Below are 15,634 nucleotides of genomic sequence, written 5' to 3'. Positions count from 1 at the left end.
TCAACCGCCGCCGGCAACCTCGCCGGCGGCAGGAGCCATCAGGCAGCTTGCGTCTGGCGCAGGCGTTTTTCGCGGCGGATTTTGCGCTCTTCCATCATCGCCACCATCGCCATCAGGCAGATACAACCGATCGCGGCGGCATCCAGCGCGGCAAAGGTGCCCGCCCAACCGGTCAACCCGAAAATCGGGGTGCCGTCGGCGATCATCCCCAGCCCCAGCTTGGCGAAGCTGTCGCCAATCAGATAGGCGAACGTTCCTTTGATGCCGTCGGCGGCGCTGATGGCTTTCTTCGGCACAAAACCGACGGCGGCCACGCCAATCAGCAACTGCGGGCCGAACACTAAAAAGCCCAGCGCAAACAGCGACGAAAGATAGACATACTGGTTGCTGGCGTGCTGATAAACGCCAAGCGTGGCGATGATCAACGCCAGCGCGATACAAGCCACCAGCCCGCGACGACCGTTAGCGAGATCCGACAGCCAGCCCCACAGCAGCGTACCGACCAGCGCGCCGGCCTCAAACAACGTGAAGCCCTGAATCGCCACCGCTTTCGGCAGCTTCAATTCCTGATAGGCGTAAACCGTGGACCACTGGTCGATACCGATGCGCACCACGTACAGGAAGATGTTGGAGAAACACAGCAGCCAGATCACTTTATTCTTCAGCACATACTCGACGAAGATCTGCCATTTGGTCATGGCGCCGTCTTCCGCCTCCTTGTCCTCTTCCGAGATCGCCTCGTCGAACAGCTCTTCGGCTTTCCCCAGACCGTAGGCTTCCGGGGAGTCGCTGCCGAAACGCAGGCCGATGAAACCGACAATCAGCGCGATGATCGACGGGAAGATAAACATCCCGACGACATGGCCGTCAAACAGGTAGTTGGCGCCGAATAGCGCCACGCCCGCCGCGCCCGCGCCGCCGAGGTTATGGGAAATGTTCCACAGTCCCAGCCAGGTGCCGCGTTTGCGGCGCGGCGTCCATTTCGTGATGGTGGAATAGCTGCATGACCCGCCGGTGCTCTGGAAAAATCCGCTCAACGCATAAAACGCGATCATCAAAAACAGGCTGACGGAACCCGCGCCCATGCTGGCGCTGAAGCCGAGCATGCAAATGGCGGAGAGGATCAGCATAAACGGCAGGAACTGTTTGGTGTTTTTGCCGTCCGCATAATAGGACACCAGCGTTTTCCCCACGCCGTAGGTTATCGAAAAACCAAGGCCAATCATGCCGAGCTGCGTCATGCTCAACCCGTAGGTGCCGATCATGTCGTTCTGGGCGATGTTGAAGTTTTTACGGATCAAGTACATGGTCAGGTAGCCGATGAACACCACCAGATAAGATTGCATGAACGGCTTGAACCACATTTTACGCCGCGCATCGAGCGGCAGATCCAGCGTTGGCTTACGCACCTGGGTTAGAAAGTTGAGCATGATGTTTCCTCTTGCGGGACGTGACGGCCTGCGGCCTTATGTTTGCTCGCGCGGCCTTGTTTGCTCGCGCGGCCTTATGTTTGCTCGAATTGTAAGCAGCGCCGAAGAGACGGGCCTGAGGGAACGTCCTGCTTAAACTAGGAAATTTTCCCGGTTTTCGCCGATTCAGGGCAAAAGGGTGAAGCGAATCACGCTACATCGCTTGCAGCGCGCGGCGAGGAAGCGCGCAGGAAAGGCAACAGCAGCAGCGCCGAGATACCGGCCGCCACGGCGATCACCGCGAAAAAACCGCTCCAGTGCCACACATCCATGATGCGCGCCAGCGGCCAGCCGGACAGCGACGCGCCAAGATAGGCGAACAGCCCCACAAACCCGGTGGCGGCACCGGCGGCGTCTTTATGGGAACATTCGGCCGCCGCCATGCCAATCAGCATTTGCGGGCCGAAGACGAAGAAACCGGTAGTAAAGAAGCAGGCGGCCTGCATCACATAGCTGGCGAACGGCATCAGCCACAGCGAACCGACAGACAGCAAAATGCCGGCGGCAAAAATCAGGTTCATCGGGCCACGGTTACCGTTAAACAGCTTGTCCGACCCCCAGCCGGCCACCAGCGCGCCGATAAATCCGCCCAGTTCAAACATGGTCACCGCCGAGTTGGCGGTCACCAGATCGACCCCCAGCGTTTCCGACATGTAGAGGTTGCCCCAGTCGTTAATGGCGGCGCGCACCACGTACACCAGCACATAGCAACAGGCCAGCAGCCAGATGTACGGGTTGGTGAACACATATTTATGCAGGATTTCCCGGCGCGACAACCCGGCGCCCTCCTGCTGCTGGGCAATCTCCAGCGCATCCTGACGCCACTCGCCCACACTCGGCAGGCCAAGAGTCTGCGGCTTGTCGCGCAGCCGCCAGCATAAAAACAGCCCGGCCAGAATAGCCAGCGAACCGGCGATCATCATCCCGGCGCGCCAGCCGTAATGCAGCGCCGCCGCCCCCACCACCATCGGGATCAGCGCGCCACCCACGTTATGCGCGGTATTCCACAGCGCCCACCAGCCGCCGCGCTCGGTGCGCGAATACCAGCTGGTAAGCAGCCTGGCGCACACCGGCGCACCCCAGCCCTGAAAAAAGGCGTTCGCCATCCACAACGCGGCGAAGGCCCACAGCGACGAGGAAAATCCAAACAGAATATTCACCACGCCGGTCGCCAGCAGGCCGATGCCCATGAAATAACGGGCGTTGGAACGGTCGCTCACGATGCCGGAGAGAAATTTCGACGCGCCATAGGTCACGTAAAACAGCGTCGCCAGCAGCCCGATATCGGTACGCGCCATCAACCCGCTGGCGAGAATTTCCGGCACCGCGGCGTTAAAACTTTTGCGGGTGAAGTAAAACAGCGCATAACCCAGATACAGCGTAATCAGGATATGCCGACGCCAGTAACGGTAGGTTTCATCAATCGCCTGGCGGTCGGCCAGCGGCGGCGCGCTGGCGGGAATGGTCAGGAAACGAATGTTAGGGAAGCTGGACATCAAGACTCCTTGCCGGCGGGCAGCGGCAGGCTGACGGTTAAACGGGTGCCGTGAGTACAGGAAAGCTGCAGGGTGCCGCCCAGCGCGGTGACGCGCTCGCGCATGCCGAGCAGGCCAAAACCTTCGGCGCCGGAGCCAGGCGGTAGCCCGCCGCCGTCGTCCTCGATCACCAGCGTCAGCCGCTCGTGCTGTTGCCAGACCTGCAACGTCACTGCGCTGGCGTTGGCGTGTTTCACAATATTATTCAGCCCTTCCTGACAAACGCGAAACAGCGTTACCCGTAATCCTTCGCTGAGCGACGCTTCGTCAATGTGCCAGGCCAGATGGCTGACGATACCGTGCGCTTCCAGCTCCATCTCGCGCATCAACGAACGCACCGCCTGCTCCAGAGTGAGATCGTCCAACTGACGCGGGCGCAGACGGCCCATCAACCGGCGCACCGAATCATACACCCCGAGCGATAACTGCTCGATGAGCGCCCCGCTCTGCCGCACGCCACGGTGCTCCGGCGCCAGCCGCTGAAGAATACTCGCCTGCGTGCGAATGGCGGTGATGGTCTGGCCGATATCGTCGTGCAGCTCCCGCGCCACGTCGCGCCGCACGTCTTCTTCCGTCTCCAGCAGCCGCTCCGCCAGACGGCGATTACGCGCCAGTTGGTTTTGCAGCGACAGGTTAAGTTCGCGCAGGCGCTGAATACCCGCGCCGAGCAGCAACCCGGTCAGGCTCTGAGCCAACAGCGAGAGTAGTAGATCCACCGGATGTTCATGCCAGGTCTGGCTGGCGATGAGCGCAATGGCGTTCATCAGCGTGGCGATCAGCGCGCCCTGCCAGCCATAGTGCCAGGCGAGCGCGATGATCGGCAGCGCCAGACAGAACGGGGTAAACCGCGACAGCTCCGCCGGCAGCCCCAGTTGCAGCCACAGGCTGACCACAAACAGCAGCAGATACCACAGCAGATGGCGCCCGCGCCAGTTCACCGGCTGGGAAACCAGCGACGGCCCGAGCGGTAACCAGGTCGAGCTGGACAGGTAATGCCAGATCAGCAAACAGGTGGGCGAGAGCGTCAGTCCACCGGTCAGGGTCAGCAGCAGCACCGTAAGCGTATCTTCGCCGCGGCCGAGCCACGGCAGGGATTGCAGCAGCGCCGCCGCAATCAGCGCACCGCCCTGCAACAGCAGCGTGTGCCAGTCATCCTGACGCGGCCGCCGGGACACCAGCATTACCGGCAGCAACGCCAGCACGCTGCCCGTTAGCAGCAGCGGCAAATTCGCCAGCGCCACTTCCTGCGCCAGCCAGACCAGAAGCAGCCATTCGCTGCCCAGCAACACCGGCCAGAAACGACGCGGCGACTGTAGCATCAACCCCAGCCGTAAACCGAAAGGAAACAGCAGCGCGGCCAGATCCGGGCGCGTCACCAGGTGCAGGCTGATGCTCCACAGGCAAAACCACGCGGCGGAGAAGATAAAACAGCTGGCGAAGGCGGCGATAAGCCAGGTCGCAATCGGGCGCATCACCAGCCATCAAACATGCGGCGTGCCAACTCCACGTCGTTATTGACGCCCAGTTTTTCCATCAGGTTGGCCCGGTGAACGTGTACCGTTTTCGGCGACAGCCCCAATTCGGCGGCGATGGTTTTCACCACCATTCCCTGCGCCAGCTTTTCCGCCACCTGACGCTCACGGCGCGTCAACGGGTCTCGTCGGCCTGACGCCAGTTTCAGGGCAATGTCCGGCGTCAGATAACAGCCACCGCCCGCGACGGTACGCACCGCCGCAATCAGTTCATCCGGGCTACAGCGTTTTGAGAGAAAACCACGTGCCCCGGCGTTCAGCGCCTGTTCGATCAGCGCCGGGCTGTCGTGCACCGACAGCATAATCACCGCCATACCTGTCGGCAGTTGGGCGAGCAGCTCAAGCCCGGAAAGCTCCGGCATCGAGATATCGCAGATGCAAACCTGCACGCCTCGCCCCGGCAGCCCCGCCAGCGCCTCACGCCCGGAACCGAATTCCCCCACCACCTGCATATCGGATTCAAGCCCCAGCAGTTGGGCAAAGCCGGAACGGACAATAAGGTGATCGTCGATGAGCGCGAGGGTAATCATGCATGAACCTGGGGTGGCTGAGAGGCGCTTACCTTAGCGTTAAGCCCCGGCGTGTTCAAGGGTTGAGCAATCAGACATTGAGCTATCCGGCATTGAGCTATCTGGTAATGGGTAAAAACGGGCTGTCGCCAGCCCGTTCGGATTGCTGACAAAACCCTAAGTACAAGATGAAACATTTTTCCGGCGTCAAAAACTGCGCTGAGGTGAGCGACTTCGCCGGGTGAGCGACAGGACGTCGCGAAAGCCCGTGTCGTGTTGGGAACACGTCACGGGCGGCCCGAACAGCGAAGGCGAACGCCGAAGGTAGCGCGCAGCGCCGCAGTTTAGCCACCAGCCAGCGGTCAAGGAGAGGTGGCGTTTGAACCTCTTCTTGTCGTGCGTGCAATGGAGCGGCAAAGAAATTACACCGCTTATCCCGCACGAAACTATTCACTGACCGGACAAACGTCACCGTTCACAAGACAACATAGCTGTTTGTAAACAGCCTCAAAGGGCTGTCGCCAGCCCGTTCGGATAATTTACCCGCCGAAAGTCAGGCTGGCGCTTTGCGCACCGGCATAATTCTGGGTAAAGGTTTTAGCTTCAGAAACCGTCTTCAGCTTGTAGCTGTAATTGGAAGACGGCGTCCACTTGCTGGCCGACGAGGTTTGGTTGGTAATGGACGGCGTACTGCCGGTATCGGTAAAGGTCCCGGTCCCTTTGTCGTCCAGCATCCCTTTGTTACTGCTGGTGGTGGTGCCGAAATAGTTATACTCGGACACAATCTTGGCGTTCTGCGCCAGCGTAAAACCCAGCTGATACTTGTCGATGAAGTTGTTATAGGCGTGGTAATAGCCATAACGCATCAGTCCCGGCGCGCGCACGTAAATATTGCTGAAATAGCAGTGGCAAATAGTCAGGTGCGGGTAACCGTCGTAGGTGGAGCCATTACTGCTGCCGTCCTGCGGATAACCAAGGATCAAACCGTATTCATGGTTTTTGAACAGGCAGTTGCTGATGGTGACGTAATCGGCTTTTTCCCCGATATAAATCAGTTTATCCAGCCCGCCGTCGGTCAGCGTATAATCATGGCCGGGGAACGTGAGGTGATCCAGCCAGTATTTATTGCCGTGCGTGAGGTAAATCTGAATATCGTCATTACCGTTAATAGTGCTGGTATGCTTGAAGGTCAGGTTCTGAAAAATAATATTTTTCGAACTCGATGAACTACGAAAATGAATATTAGTCAGCGTATTACTGCTATAAGAGCCAATAATCGATTTATTCGCCCCCAGCGTTACCTTGGTTAATGCGCTGGCGCTGATATTAGCGTTAATCACCAGAATTTTCGTATCCGTTCCCGCCACATGGGTTTTCAGGTCGCTCAGACTGGTAATAGACACAACGGTGCCGCCTGTGCCGCCGGTGGTGCTACCCGATTTTGCAAAACCGACCATACCGGATGTACCCGTAGTTGGATAGGCCATAATAATGCTCCTGTAGAAATAGATGAATGAATAAATAAAAAGAGAGGGATTCTCTTTTTTCTCGCCTGATGCTTCAGACATATTCACCCTACAATAGGCATTTATTACTCTCATTATTTAGGTATTGTTTCACCCTCCACACAACGGCCAATATAATTTCTTTAAATAAAACAAACAGAAAAAAGACAAATAAAAAAAGGAAATTAAATTATAAATTAAATATCAATATCTGAAGGGTAAAATAAAAAAAGAATATAATTAACTCGAATAATAATACCGAAAATAAAATAAATTGGCCCTGACCGATCGTCAGGGCAGAGAACGATAAAACGCAGCGGCTTCTTTAGCCAGCGCATCAAGGTGGGCACGGATCAGATTGATTTTCTGCAGCAACGGATTGCGCTCGGGGGATTCATCCATCATGTTGACCCGGGTAACCAGCTCATTGATTCTTGCGCACAAATCCGCTTCGCGCTGGCGAGCCTGCGCCAGTTGCAAATGAAGCTGCTGATAATCGCGCTGCCAGATCTGTTGCTGTCGGCTAACACTGTCTTCCAACGCCTGCAGCGCGCTGTCTAACCGTGCTTCCAACTCTTCGATACACATAAGGTTTCCTTCGCTGACTTACCTTCGCTGACACAACCTGCGGATTATAATGACAGTCCCGCGCGACAACAAATGCCGCGCGGGGCAAACCGCCTAGCGGCTACGGGTTTTTACCGCACGCAGCACGACAAACTTCGCATTGCTGGCGACGTTTTCGCAATTGCCAAACAGCCGCTTCAGCTTGTGGAAGTAGTCCAGATGGCGATTGCCAACGATCCGCAACTCGCCGCCAACTGCCAGACAACGGCGCGCATCGAGAAACATCTGCCAGGCGATATCATCGGTAATCGCCTGTTGCTGATGGAACGGCGGATTACACAGCACCGCCTGCTGGCTGTCCTGCCCGACACCCGCCAGCGCATGGTTCACCACAAAACTGCTGCGCGCCATATCCTGCGGCCGGTTGACTTCCACATTGCGCTGACTTGACGCCACCGCCATATAGGACTCGTCGAAAAAGCTGACATAGGCCTGCGGGTTCAGCGCCAGCGCGGTCAGACCGATGACGCCGTTGCCGCAGCCCAGATCGACAATCTTGCCGTCCAGCTGCTGCGGCAAATGCTGCATGAAAAAACGGGCGCCGATATCCAGCCCACTGCGGGCAAACACATTGGCGTAATTGTGGATACGGTAGTTGTGGACAGGGGAATCGGCGCCGTCCAGCGTCCAGACCGACATCTGCGGCGGTTCGTCGATAGCGCGCGGTTGTTCGTCAATAGCGCGCGGTTCCGACTGGCAGTGAATCAGCCGGGCCTTTTTCCAGGCCAGCGAGGTACGAGTCGGCCCCAGAATCTGTTCAAACAGTTGCAGCGTGGAGGTATGAATGTCACGCGCTTTCGCACCGGCGATCACCACCGTTTGCGGCGTCACCACCGCGCGCAGCTGGCGTAACTGATGCTCCAGCAGCGCCAGCGTTTTCGGCACTTTCAACACCACCAGCGCCGGCGCGTCCGGCAACGGCGCCAGGCTGTCCAGCAGGGTGACCGACTCCGGTGCGAATCCATTGAGCGACAGATTATGCCGGGTCGCCAACTGGCTGAGGTACGAATCGCTGATGCCACAGGGCGCCTGCGCCTGTAAGCCACAGGCCAACGCCCCGAACGCGTCGTTGAAAATCAACCGGGGACCGGGCCCGATCGGCATCGCGGCCAGCTCCCGCAGCAGATATTCATCCGCCGCTTCCCATGCCTGCAACGGTGACTCGCGTTCAGACTGCGGATAGCGGACCAGCGTCAGGTGATGTGTTTCCAGAAAAAGTTGGCTCATGGCCTCTCCTGCAATACAAAATCTGGCGCTGTTTATCCCTTAAAACGGCGTCGCAGTAAATGCTTTTCCTGCCGGCCTCGGCTAGTTCTTCATGCTGGCAGCCTGTCTACCCGCTAATCTGCTGCATAGCCGCGCCGCCATCACACCGCGGCGCGCCTGCGCTACGGCAAGCGGAATTGTTTGACCCTGTACAGGAACTATCCTATCTTTGATTTTGCAAAGGGGAGTAACTTTTCGCTGGTCAATCGCCATTACAGTGCAGCCGCACTCGGTTACCAGGCAACCTAATGACGTTATCCGCATTAAGTTGTAAGTGAGACCTTGCCAGAAGGCGAGGTCTATTTGCAGCGTAATAGCAAACGGCCTGTGCCTTCTGACACAGGCCGTTTTGTTTTCTGACCAAGAGCCGATGACATCGCCCTAACGGGATAGGCTCTGAGGGATACTGTTATGGTAACTATAGGTACCCCCCTGATGTGGGGCAGCTTCGCAATCATTGTGGTGGTTATGTTGGCCATTGACCTGTTTTATCAGGGCAAGAAAGGTTCTACGGTGATGACTTTCCGGCAGGCCGCCGTCTGGTCGCTGGTTTGGGTCACGCTCTCAATACTGTTCAACGCCGTTTTTTGGTGGTATCTCACCGGCACCGCGGGCCGTGAGGTGGCGGATGCTCAGGCGCTGGCGTTCTTTACCGGTTATCTGATCGAAAAAGCGCTGGCCGTCGACAACGTGTTCGTCTGGCTGATGCTGTTCAGCTATTTCGCCATCCCCGCCCAGTACCAGCGCCGGGTGCTGATTTACGGCGTACTGGGGGCTATCGTACTGCGTACTATCATGGTGTTCGCCGGTAGCTGGCTGGTTTCCCAGTTCCAGTGGCTGCTGTATCTGTTTGGCGCGTTCCTGCTGCTCACCGGCCTCAAAATGGCGCTGGCTAAAGCGGACGACACCGCCATCGGCGATAAACCGGTGGTCCGCTGGCTGCGCAGCCACCTGCGGATGACCGACAACCTGCAAGGCGAGCACTTTTTTATTCGCCAGAACGGCCTGTGGTACGCCACGCCGCTGTTCCTGGTGCTGGTGATGGTGGAAATCAGCGACGTGATCTTCGCGGTAGACAGCATCCCGGCCATTTTCGCCGTCACCACCGACCCGTTCATCGTGCTGACGTCAAACCTGTTCGCCATTCTGGGGCTGCGCGCCATGTATTTCCTGCTGGCGGGCGTGGCGCAGAAGTTCTCGATGCTGAAATACGGGCTGGCGGTGATCCTCATCTTTATCGGCATCAAGATGATGCTGATCGATCTGTTCCACATTCCGGTCGCCATTTCGCTCAGCGTGGTGGCCGCGATCCTGCTGGTCACCATCCTGATCAACATCTGGGTGAATCGCCGCGCCGGGCGCTGATTCCATCGTCTGCTAACGCAAGCCCCGCAACGCGGGGCTCTTTTCTCAGGCGCTCTTGGTCGACGAATGCTCATCCATCTTGAACGGGTCAATGCCGTTACGCTGCATACGCCAGAAACGAACGATGTTGTATCCGTTCATCACCAGAAAGCTGGCTTCAATCAGCGACCCGCCGATCGACCCCAGCCAGATGTTATGCATCACCCACAATGAGGTTGAACACCAGATAATGCCGCGCATCGCCAATCCATGCGCCCGGAATAGCGCCCAGGTGCTGCACACGGTGCCGATGATCGGCAACAATTCCATCGGGTGTTTCACGCCCGGCAGACCCAGCGCCAGCGTCAGGATAATAAACACGAACATCACCGCGGTATTGTTGGTTTTCAGGGTGATCAGGGTACGACCCGAGTTCAGCATGGCGCTCATGCTGGCCGCGTTCGCCCCCATCAGGAAGAAGTGACAGGCGATAACCGCGCTGTAGGCGGAGAGCTGGATTTTAAATTTCTTTTCACTGCGGTTGAAAAACATGGTGATACCGACCAGAAAGGCCAGTACGCCAACTGCCTGAGCAAACACGTAAGATGTCATGATCCCTTCCCTGCCTTAAAAGCGCAATTACGAAAAAACGGCGCTCATAATAATGAAACGCCGTTTTATTTTATTTGGAATCGTTTGGATTTACAACGCCCGAGTCGATAACGATCGGGTTTATTACGATCCGCTTTACAAGGTCACGCCGCTTTTAAATATCGCCAGCTCGCGGAAGTCGTTGATCTCGTTTTTCGCCTGTTTACCGTTGGCGATCTCGACGATCAGATCGACAAACTGCGACAGCAGCTCGTCCATCGACATGCCGTGAATCAGACGACCGGCGTCAAAGTCGATCCAGTGCGGTTTCTTTTGCGCCAGTTCGGTGTTGGTCGCCAGCTTCACCGTCGGCACAAAGCCGCCGTAAGGCGTACCGCGACCGGTACTGAACAGCACCATGTGACAGCCGGCGCCCGCCAGCGCGCTGGTGGCCACCGCATCGTTGCCCGGCGCGCTCAGCAGGTTCAGCCCCGGCGTATGCAGGCGTTCGCCATACTTGAGCACGTCCACCACCTGGCTCTGCCCCGCTTTCTGGGTGCAACCGAGGGATTTCTCCTCCAGCGTGGTGATGCCGCCCGCTTTGTTGCCCGGCGACGGGTTCTCGTAAATCGGCTGGTTATGTTCAATGAAATACTGTTTGAAATCATTGACCATATGCACGGTTTTCTCGAATGTGGCCTCGTCGCGGCAGCGGCTCATCAGGATGCGTTCGGCGCCGAACATTTCCGGCACCTCGGTCAGCACGGTGGTGCCGCCGTTGGCGATGAGGTAATCCGAGAAACGCCCCAGCAGCGGGTTGGCGGTAATGCCGGACAGGCCGTCCGAACCACCGCACTCCAGACCAAACTTCAGCTCGCTGAGTTTGCCCGGCACGCGCCTATCGTCGCGCATCACCTGATACAGCTGGTGCAGCCGTTCCAGACCGGCTTCCACTTCATCTTCCTGCTGCTGGCAGATCATGAAGTCGACGCGATCGGCGTCGAACTCGCCCAGCGTGTCGCGGAATGCGGACACCTGATTGTTCTCACACCCCAGACCGATGACCAGCACCGCCCCGGCGTTCGGGTGGCGCACCATGTTCTGCAACATGGTGCGGGTGTTTTCGTGGTCCTGCCCCAGTTGGGAACAACCGAACGGATGAGTGAACAGATAAACGCCGTCGATACCTTCCGCATCGTTAGTTTCTTTGAGGAAACGCTGCTGGATCTGGCGGGCGATGCCGTTGACGCAACCGACGGTCGGCAGGATCCACAGTTCATTGCGAATCCCGACGTCGCCGTTTTTGCGACGATAGATCTCTACTCCGCGATCCGCCACCTGCGCCGGCAGTTCGATGAACTCCGGCTGGTACTGGTACTGATCCAGATCGCTCAGGTTGGTTTTGGCGTTCTGCGAGTGGATGTGCTCGCCGGACGCGATGGCGACCAGCGCGTGGCCGATGGGCAGCCCGTACTTGACGATCATCTCGCCGGGCGCAATCGGCTTGAGGGCGAACTTATGCCCACGCGCCACCGCCTGCGGCAACGTCAGGGAGATATCGCCAACCGACACCGTTTCATCCTGCGCCAGATCGCGCAGGGCGACGGCGACATTGTCCAACGAATGAATCTTGATGATGCTCTGCATGGATAAACCTTATGCGATTAGCAATAACCCGCCACCGCGTCACGCATGCCGCGCTCAACGATAGGTTGCAGTTGTTCGGTGACCAGCGCCGCCAGACCGGGCACCAGCGTCAAATCCTGCTCCCAGTGTTCCGCATCGCCCAGCACCGCGTTCACTACCTGCGCCAGCGACGTGGTGCCGGCACGCACGCCGCCCCACAGCACTTCGTAACGCTCCAGCCAGTGGGCGTCGTCCTGCAGCGGGTAGCCGTCGCCGTTGCGCTCGCCGCGATAGAACGCGATCAGCGCCGCCAGCGCGAAGGTCAGGCGTTTCGGCAAGGCGCCGTGGCGTTCGCGGTAGGTCAACAGCTGCGGCAGGATGCGGGTACGGAATTTGGTCATGCCGTTCAGGGCAATGGACAACAGCTGGTGCTGAATGAACGGGTTTCTGAAACGGCTCAGCACCGCCTGAGCGAACGACACCAGCTCGTCGTGCGACAGATCCAGCACCGGTACGATCTCATCGGCGATGGTGGTTTCGACAAACTTGCCGATCTGCGCATCGTTCAGAGATTCGCCCACGGTATCCAGGCCGGCCAGGAATGCCACCGGCACCAGCGCGGTATGCGCGCCGTTGAGGATCGCCACTTTGCGTTCTTTGTACGGCTTAATGTCGTCGACAATACGCACGTTCAGTTTCAGCTTGTTGAGGCGCAGTTCTTCCGCCAGCCATTGCGGCCCCTGAATCACGAACAGGTAGAAGTACTCGGCGGTATCCAGGAAGGTGTCCTGATAGCCCAGTTCCTGCTGCAACGCGTCCACTTCGGCGCGCGGGTAACCGGTCACGATGCGGTCAACCAGCGTCGAACAGAAGGTATTGTGTTCGTTCAGCCAGGCGGTGAACGCCGCCGGCAGTTCCCACTGCGCCGCGTAACGCAACACCAGCTCTTTCAGTTTTTCGCCGTTGTAGTCGATCAGCTCGCACGGCAGCAGCACCCAGCCTTTGTCGGCGGCGCCGTTAAAATGGTTGAAACGTTCGAACAACAGACGAGTCAGCTTGGCCGGGAAGCTGGCTGGCGGCGTGTCGGTCAGACGATCGTCAGCATGGTAGCTGATGCCGGCTTCCGTGGTGTTCGAAAACACGAAACGGATATTGGCGTCATGCGCCAGCGCCAGATAGTCATCAAACTGGCGGTAAACATTGATTTCACGGTTAACGGAGCGGATCAGGCGCGGTTCGCGTACGGCTTCGCCCTGCTCGTTCAGGCCGCGAATGATGGTGGTGTACAACCCATCCTGGGTATCCAGCGCGGGCGGGAAATCGGTATCAATCGGACGAACCACTACAATGCCGGCATCCAGATCGGTATGTTCATTCAACAGATCCAGTTGCCAGTCAATAAAGGCGCGAAGGAAATTGCCTTCGCCAAATTGGATGACGCGGTCAGGGTGACGACGGCCAGGAAAATCACGACGATTCAGCGTTTGCATTAACAAGCTACCTCAGAACACGACACTTCGGGACAAACGCCAGTCGGTATAATCATAAGATCATTACGACAGCGTCAGGTCAGCACGACAGCGTCAGGGCGGCGGATTCAGCACCCTGCGCCAGCCCGAAATCACACATTGGCAGACGGGCCCGTGACGGCGCCCGCCCTCCCTTTTCTTATATACCCGTCATACTTCAAGTTGCAGGTATGTTGGCTGCCCTTACTCACCCCGGTCACTTACTGATGTAAGCTCCCGGGGATTCCCTCGGTTGCCGCCTTCCTGCAACTCGAATTATTTTTGGTATAACTCGATGCCGAAATAGTTTTTGGCGTTATCGAAACAGATATTTTTCACCATCTCGCCCAGCAACGGCAGGTCGCCCGGCGCTTCGCCATCTTCCACCCAGCGGCCGATCATCTGGCACAGAATGCGGCGGAAGTACTCATGACGGGTGTAGGACAGGAAACTGCGGCTGTCGGTCAGCATGCCGACGAAACGGCTCAGCAGGCCCAGTTGCGCCAGCTGCGTCATCTGACGCTGCATGCCGTCTTTCTGGTCGTTAAACCACCAGCCGGAACCGAACTGCATCTTGCCCGGCATGCCTTCGCCCTGGAAGTTACCGATCATGGTGCCCAGCACTTCGTTATCACGCGGGTTCAGGCAGTACAGGATGGTTTTCGGCAGCAGGTTTTCTTCATTCTGTTTGCTGAGCAGACGGGACAGTTCCTGCGCCATCGGGCGGTCGTTGATGGAATCGAAGCCCACGTCCGGCCCCAGCAGATTGAACTGACGCAGGTTGTTGTTGCGCAGCGCGCCGATGTGGTACTGCTGCACCCAGCCGCGACGCGCGTATTCGGCGCCCAGCCATACCAGCACCGCGGTTTTGAACTGCGCCACTTCGTGTTCGTTCAGGGTGGCGCCGGACAGGCGACGGGCCAGAATGCCATCCAGCGTGGCTTCATCCGCATCGGCGTACAACACGACGTCCAGCGCGTGGTCGGACACTTTACAGCCGTGCGCGGCGAAGTGGTCCAGACGCTTGGTCAGCGCCGCCTGCAGGTCGCTGAAACGACGGATGTCGGTATCGGACACTTCGCCGAGCTTCGCCATGTAGTCGTTAAAGGTCGCCAGTTCGATATTGAATGCCTTGTCAGGACGCCAGCTCGGCAGCACCTTGATAGAGAAGGTTTTATCCTGGGCAACCGCTTTGTGATGCAGCAGGTCGTCGATCGGATCGTCGGTGGTGCCGACCATTTTCACGTTCATCTGCTGCATGATGCCGCGCGCCGTGAATTCGTCACGCTCCAGCAGGGCGTTGGTGCGGTTCCAGATGTCTTTAGCGGTAGACGGCGACAGCAGGGTACCGGTGACGCCGAACGGACGGCGCAGTTCCAGGTGCGTCCAATGATACAGCGGGTTGCCGATGGTATGCGGTACGGTGGCGGCCCAGGCTTCGAATTTCTCCCAGTCGCTGGCGTCGCCGGTACACAAACGCTCCGGTACGCCGTTGGTGCGCATGGCACGCCATTTGTAATGGTCGCCTTTCAGCCAGATGTCATACAGGTTTTTAAAGCGGTAATTTTCGGCAATCTGCGCAGGCGGTAAATGGCAGTGGTAATCAAAAATTGGCTGATCCGCTGCAAATTCATGGTACAGCCGACGGGCAAACTCGGTATCCAACAAAAAATCTTCACTTAAAAACTGGGGCATGTTCGCTTCCTCACACTACATTTGCCAACCAAATGCGGTCACGCTTACAAAGATATCACACCAATTATCCGCGATAACTGACATCATTAGTGAGGTCATGATCGCAAAAATGGCATAAATCGCTTCCCATCACACCATTTTTACGCTTTCACCTCGTCATACAGCCCTTCTTGTGGACCTGTTTATTTTATTCCCTATCAAAATAATGGTTTTGTGATATCACTCAACTTTTAAATTGGTATGACAAATTATTGTAGCGCTGCCTGATGAGGGGATTCAATCTCAATAACGTCAACAAGGTTGATATTTCCACCGGAAAACAATAACGCGCGCGGCGGGATCGCCGCCGCAGCCCGCCAGCCCTGCGGCGGCAGGGCAACCGGTCAGGCGGCAACTCCCGCAGGCTTTGACCGGGGCGCAGCAGCGC

General features: G+C 57.6%; 12 protein-coding genes. 1 reads left to right on the top strand and 11 read right to left on the bottom strand.

The window, feature by feature from the left end:
- Nucleotides 1-38 precede the first annotated feature (38 nt).
- From uhpT to rlmG, 7 genes are all read right to left on the bottom strand, one after another.
- Complete coding sequence (gene uhpT / locus DDA898_RS03275; protein ID WP_038910207.1) at nucleotides 39-1,430, bottom strand: hexose-6-phosphate:phosphate antiporter UhpT; 1,392 nt, start codon at nucleotides 1,428-1,430, stop codon at nucleotides 39-41.
- Nucleotides 1,431-1,618: 188 nt separating this feature from the next.
- Nucleotides 1,619-2,965, bottom strand: a complete 1,347-nt coding sequence (locus DDA898_RS03270; RefSeq protein WP_038910206.1) for an MFS transporter — start codon at nucleotides 2,963-2,965, stop codon at nucleotides 1,619-1,621.
- Nucleotides 2,965-4,476 (bottom strand): signal transduction histidine-protein kinase/phosphatase UhpB, encoded by a 1,512-nt coding sequence (gene uhpB, locus DDA898_RS03265; protein WP_038910205.1) that lies wholly within the window; start codon nucleotides 4,474-4,476, stop codon nucleotides 2,965-2,967. Before uhpB ends, DDA898_RS03270 begins: the two co-directional genes overlap by 1 nt.
- Nucleotides 4,476-5,066, bottom strand: a complete 591-nt coding sequence (gene uhpA, locus DDA898_RS03260) for a response regulator transcription factor UhpA (RefSeq protein WP_038910203.1) — start codon at nucleotides 5,064-5,066, stop codon at nucleotides 4,476-4,478. Before uhpA ends, uhpB begins: the two co-directional genes overlap by 1 nt.
- A 518-nt stretch (nucleotides 5,067-5,584) precedes the next feature.
- The gene (locus tag DDA898_RS03255) at nucleotides 5,585-6,532 is read right to left on the bottom strand and encodes a pectate lyase family protein (RefSeq protein ID WP_013316284.1); all 948 of its coding nucleotides are present in this window, start codon (nucleotides 6,530-6,532) and stop codon (nucleotides 5,585-5,587) included.
- Nucleotides 6,533-6,841: 309 nt separating this feature from the next.
- Complete coding sequence (locus DDA898_RS03250) at nucleotides 6,842-7,138, bottom strand: MbeD/MobD family mobilization/exclusion family protein (RefSeq protein ID WP_013316283.1); 297 nt, start codon at nucleotides 7,136-7,138, stop codon at nucleotides 6,842-6,844.
- Nucleotides 7,139-7,231: 93 nt separating this feature from the next.
- Nucleotides 7,232-8,404: a 23S rRNA (guanine(1835)-N(2))-methyltransferase RlmG gene (gene rlmG, locus DDA898_RS03245; protein WP_038910202.1), complete on the bottom strand. Its 1,173-nt coding sequence runs from the start codon at nucleotides 8,402-8,404 to the stop codon at nucleotides 7,232-7,234.
- 450 nt (nucleotides 8,405-8,854) lie between these two features.
- Here rlmG and DDA898_RS03240 point away from each other — a divergent pair, with 450 nt between their 5' ends.
- Nucleotides 8,855-9,808, top strand: a complete 954-nt coding sequence (locus DDA898_RS03240) for a TerC family protein (RefSeq protein ID WP_038910200.1) — start codon at nucleotides 8,855-8,857, stop codon at nucleotides 9,806-9,808.
- Nucleotides 9,809-9,853: 45 nt separating this feature from the next.
- Here DDA898_RS03240 and DDA898_RS03235 read toward each other — a convergent pair whose 3' ends face one another.
- From DDA898_RS03235 to uxaC, 4 genes are all read right to left on the bottom strand, one after another.
- Nucleotides 9,854-10,399, bottom strand: a complete 546-nt coding sequence (locus DDA898_RS03235; RefSeq protein ID WP_038910199.1) for a YgjV family protein — start codon at nucleotides 10,397-10,399, stop codon at nucleotides 9,854-9,856.
- 135 nt (nucleotides 10,400-10,534) lie between these two features.
- Nucleotides 10,535-12,025 carry a UxaA family hydrolase gene (locus DDA898_RS03230; protein ID WP_038910198.1) on the bottom strand — a complete coding sequence of 497 codons (1,491 nt, stop codon included), beginning with the start codon at nucleotides 12,023-12,025 and terminating at the stop codon, nucleotides 10,535-10,537.
- Nucleotides 12,026-12,042: 17 nt separating this feature from the next.
- Complete coding sequence (locus tag DDA898_RS03225) at nucleotides 12,043-13,494, bottom strand: tagaturonate reductase (RefSeq protein ID WP_038910197.1); 1,452 nt, start codon at nucleotides 13,492-13,494, stop codon at nucleotides 12,043-12,045.
- A 294-nt stretch (nucleotides 13,495-13,788) separates the two neighbouring features.
- Complete coding sequence (uxaC, locus tag DDA898_RS03220; protein WP_038910195.1) at nucleotides 13,789-15,207, bottom strand: glucuronate isomerase; 1,419 nt, start codon at nucleotides 15,205-15,207, stop codon at nucleotides 13,789-13,791.
- Between the last annotated feature and the right edge of the window lie 427 nt (nucleotides 15,208-15,634).

The organism is Dickeya dadantii NCPPB 898 (genome assembly GCF_000406145.1).
GTDB classification, from domain to species: Bacteria; Pseudomonadota; Gammaproteobacteria; order Enterobacterales; family Enterobacteriaceae; genus Dickeya; species Dickeya dadantii.
The sequence above is the reverse complement of the archived record's forward strand: the minus strand, read 5'-3'. Positions and strand labels throughout refer to the sequence as shown.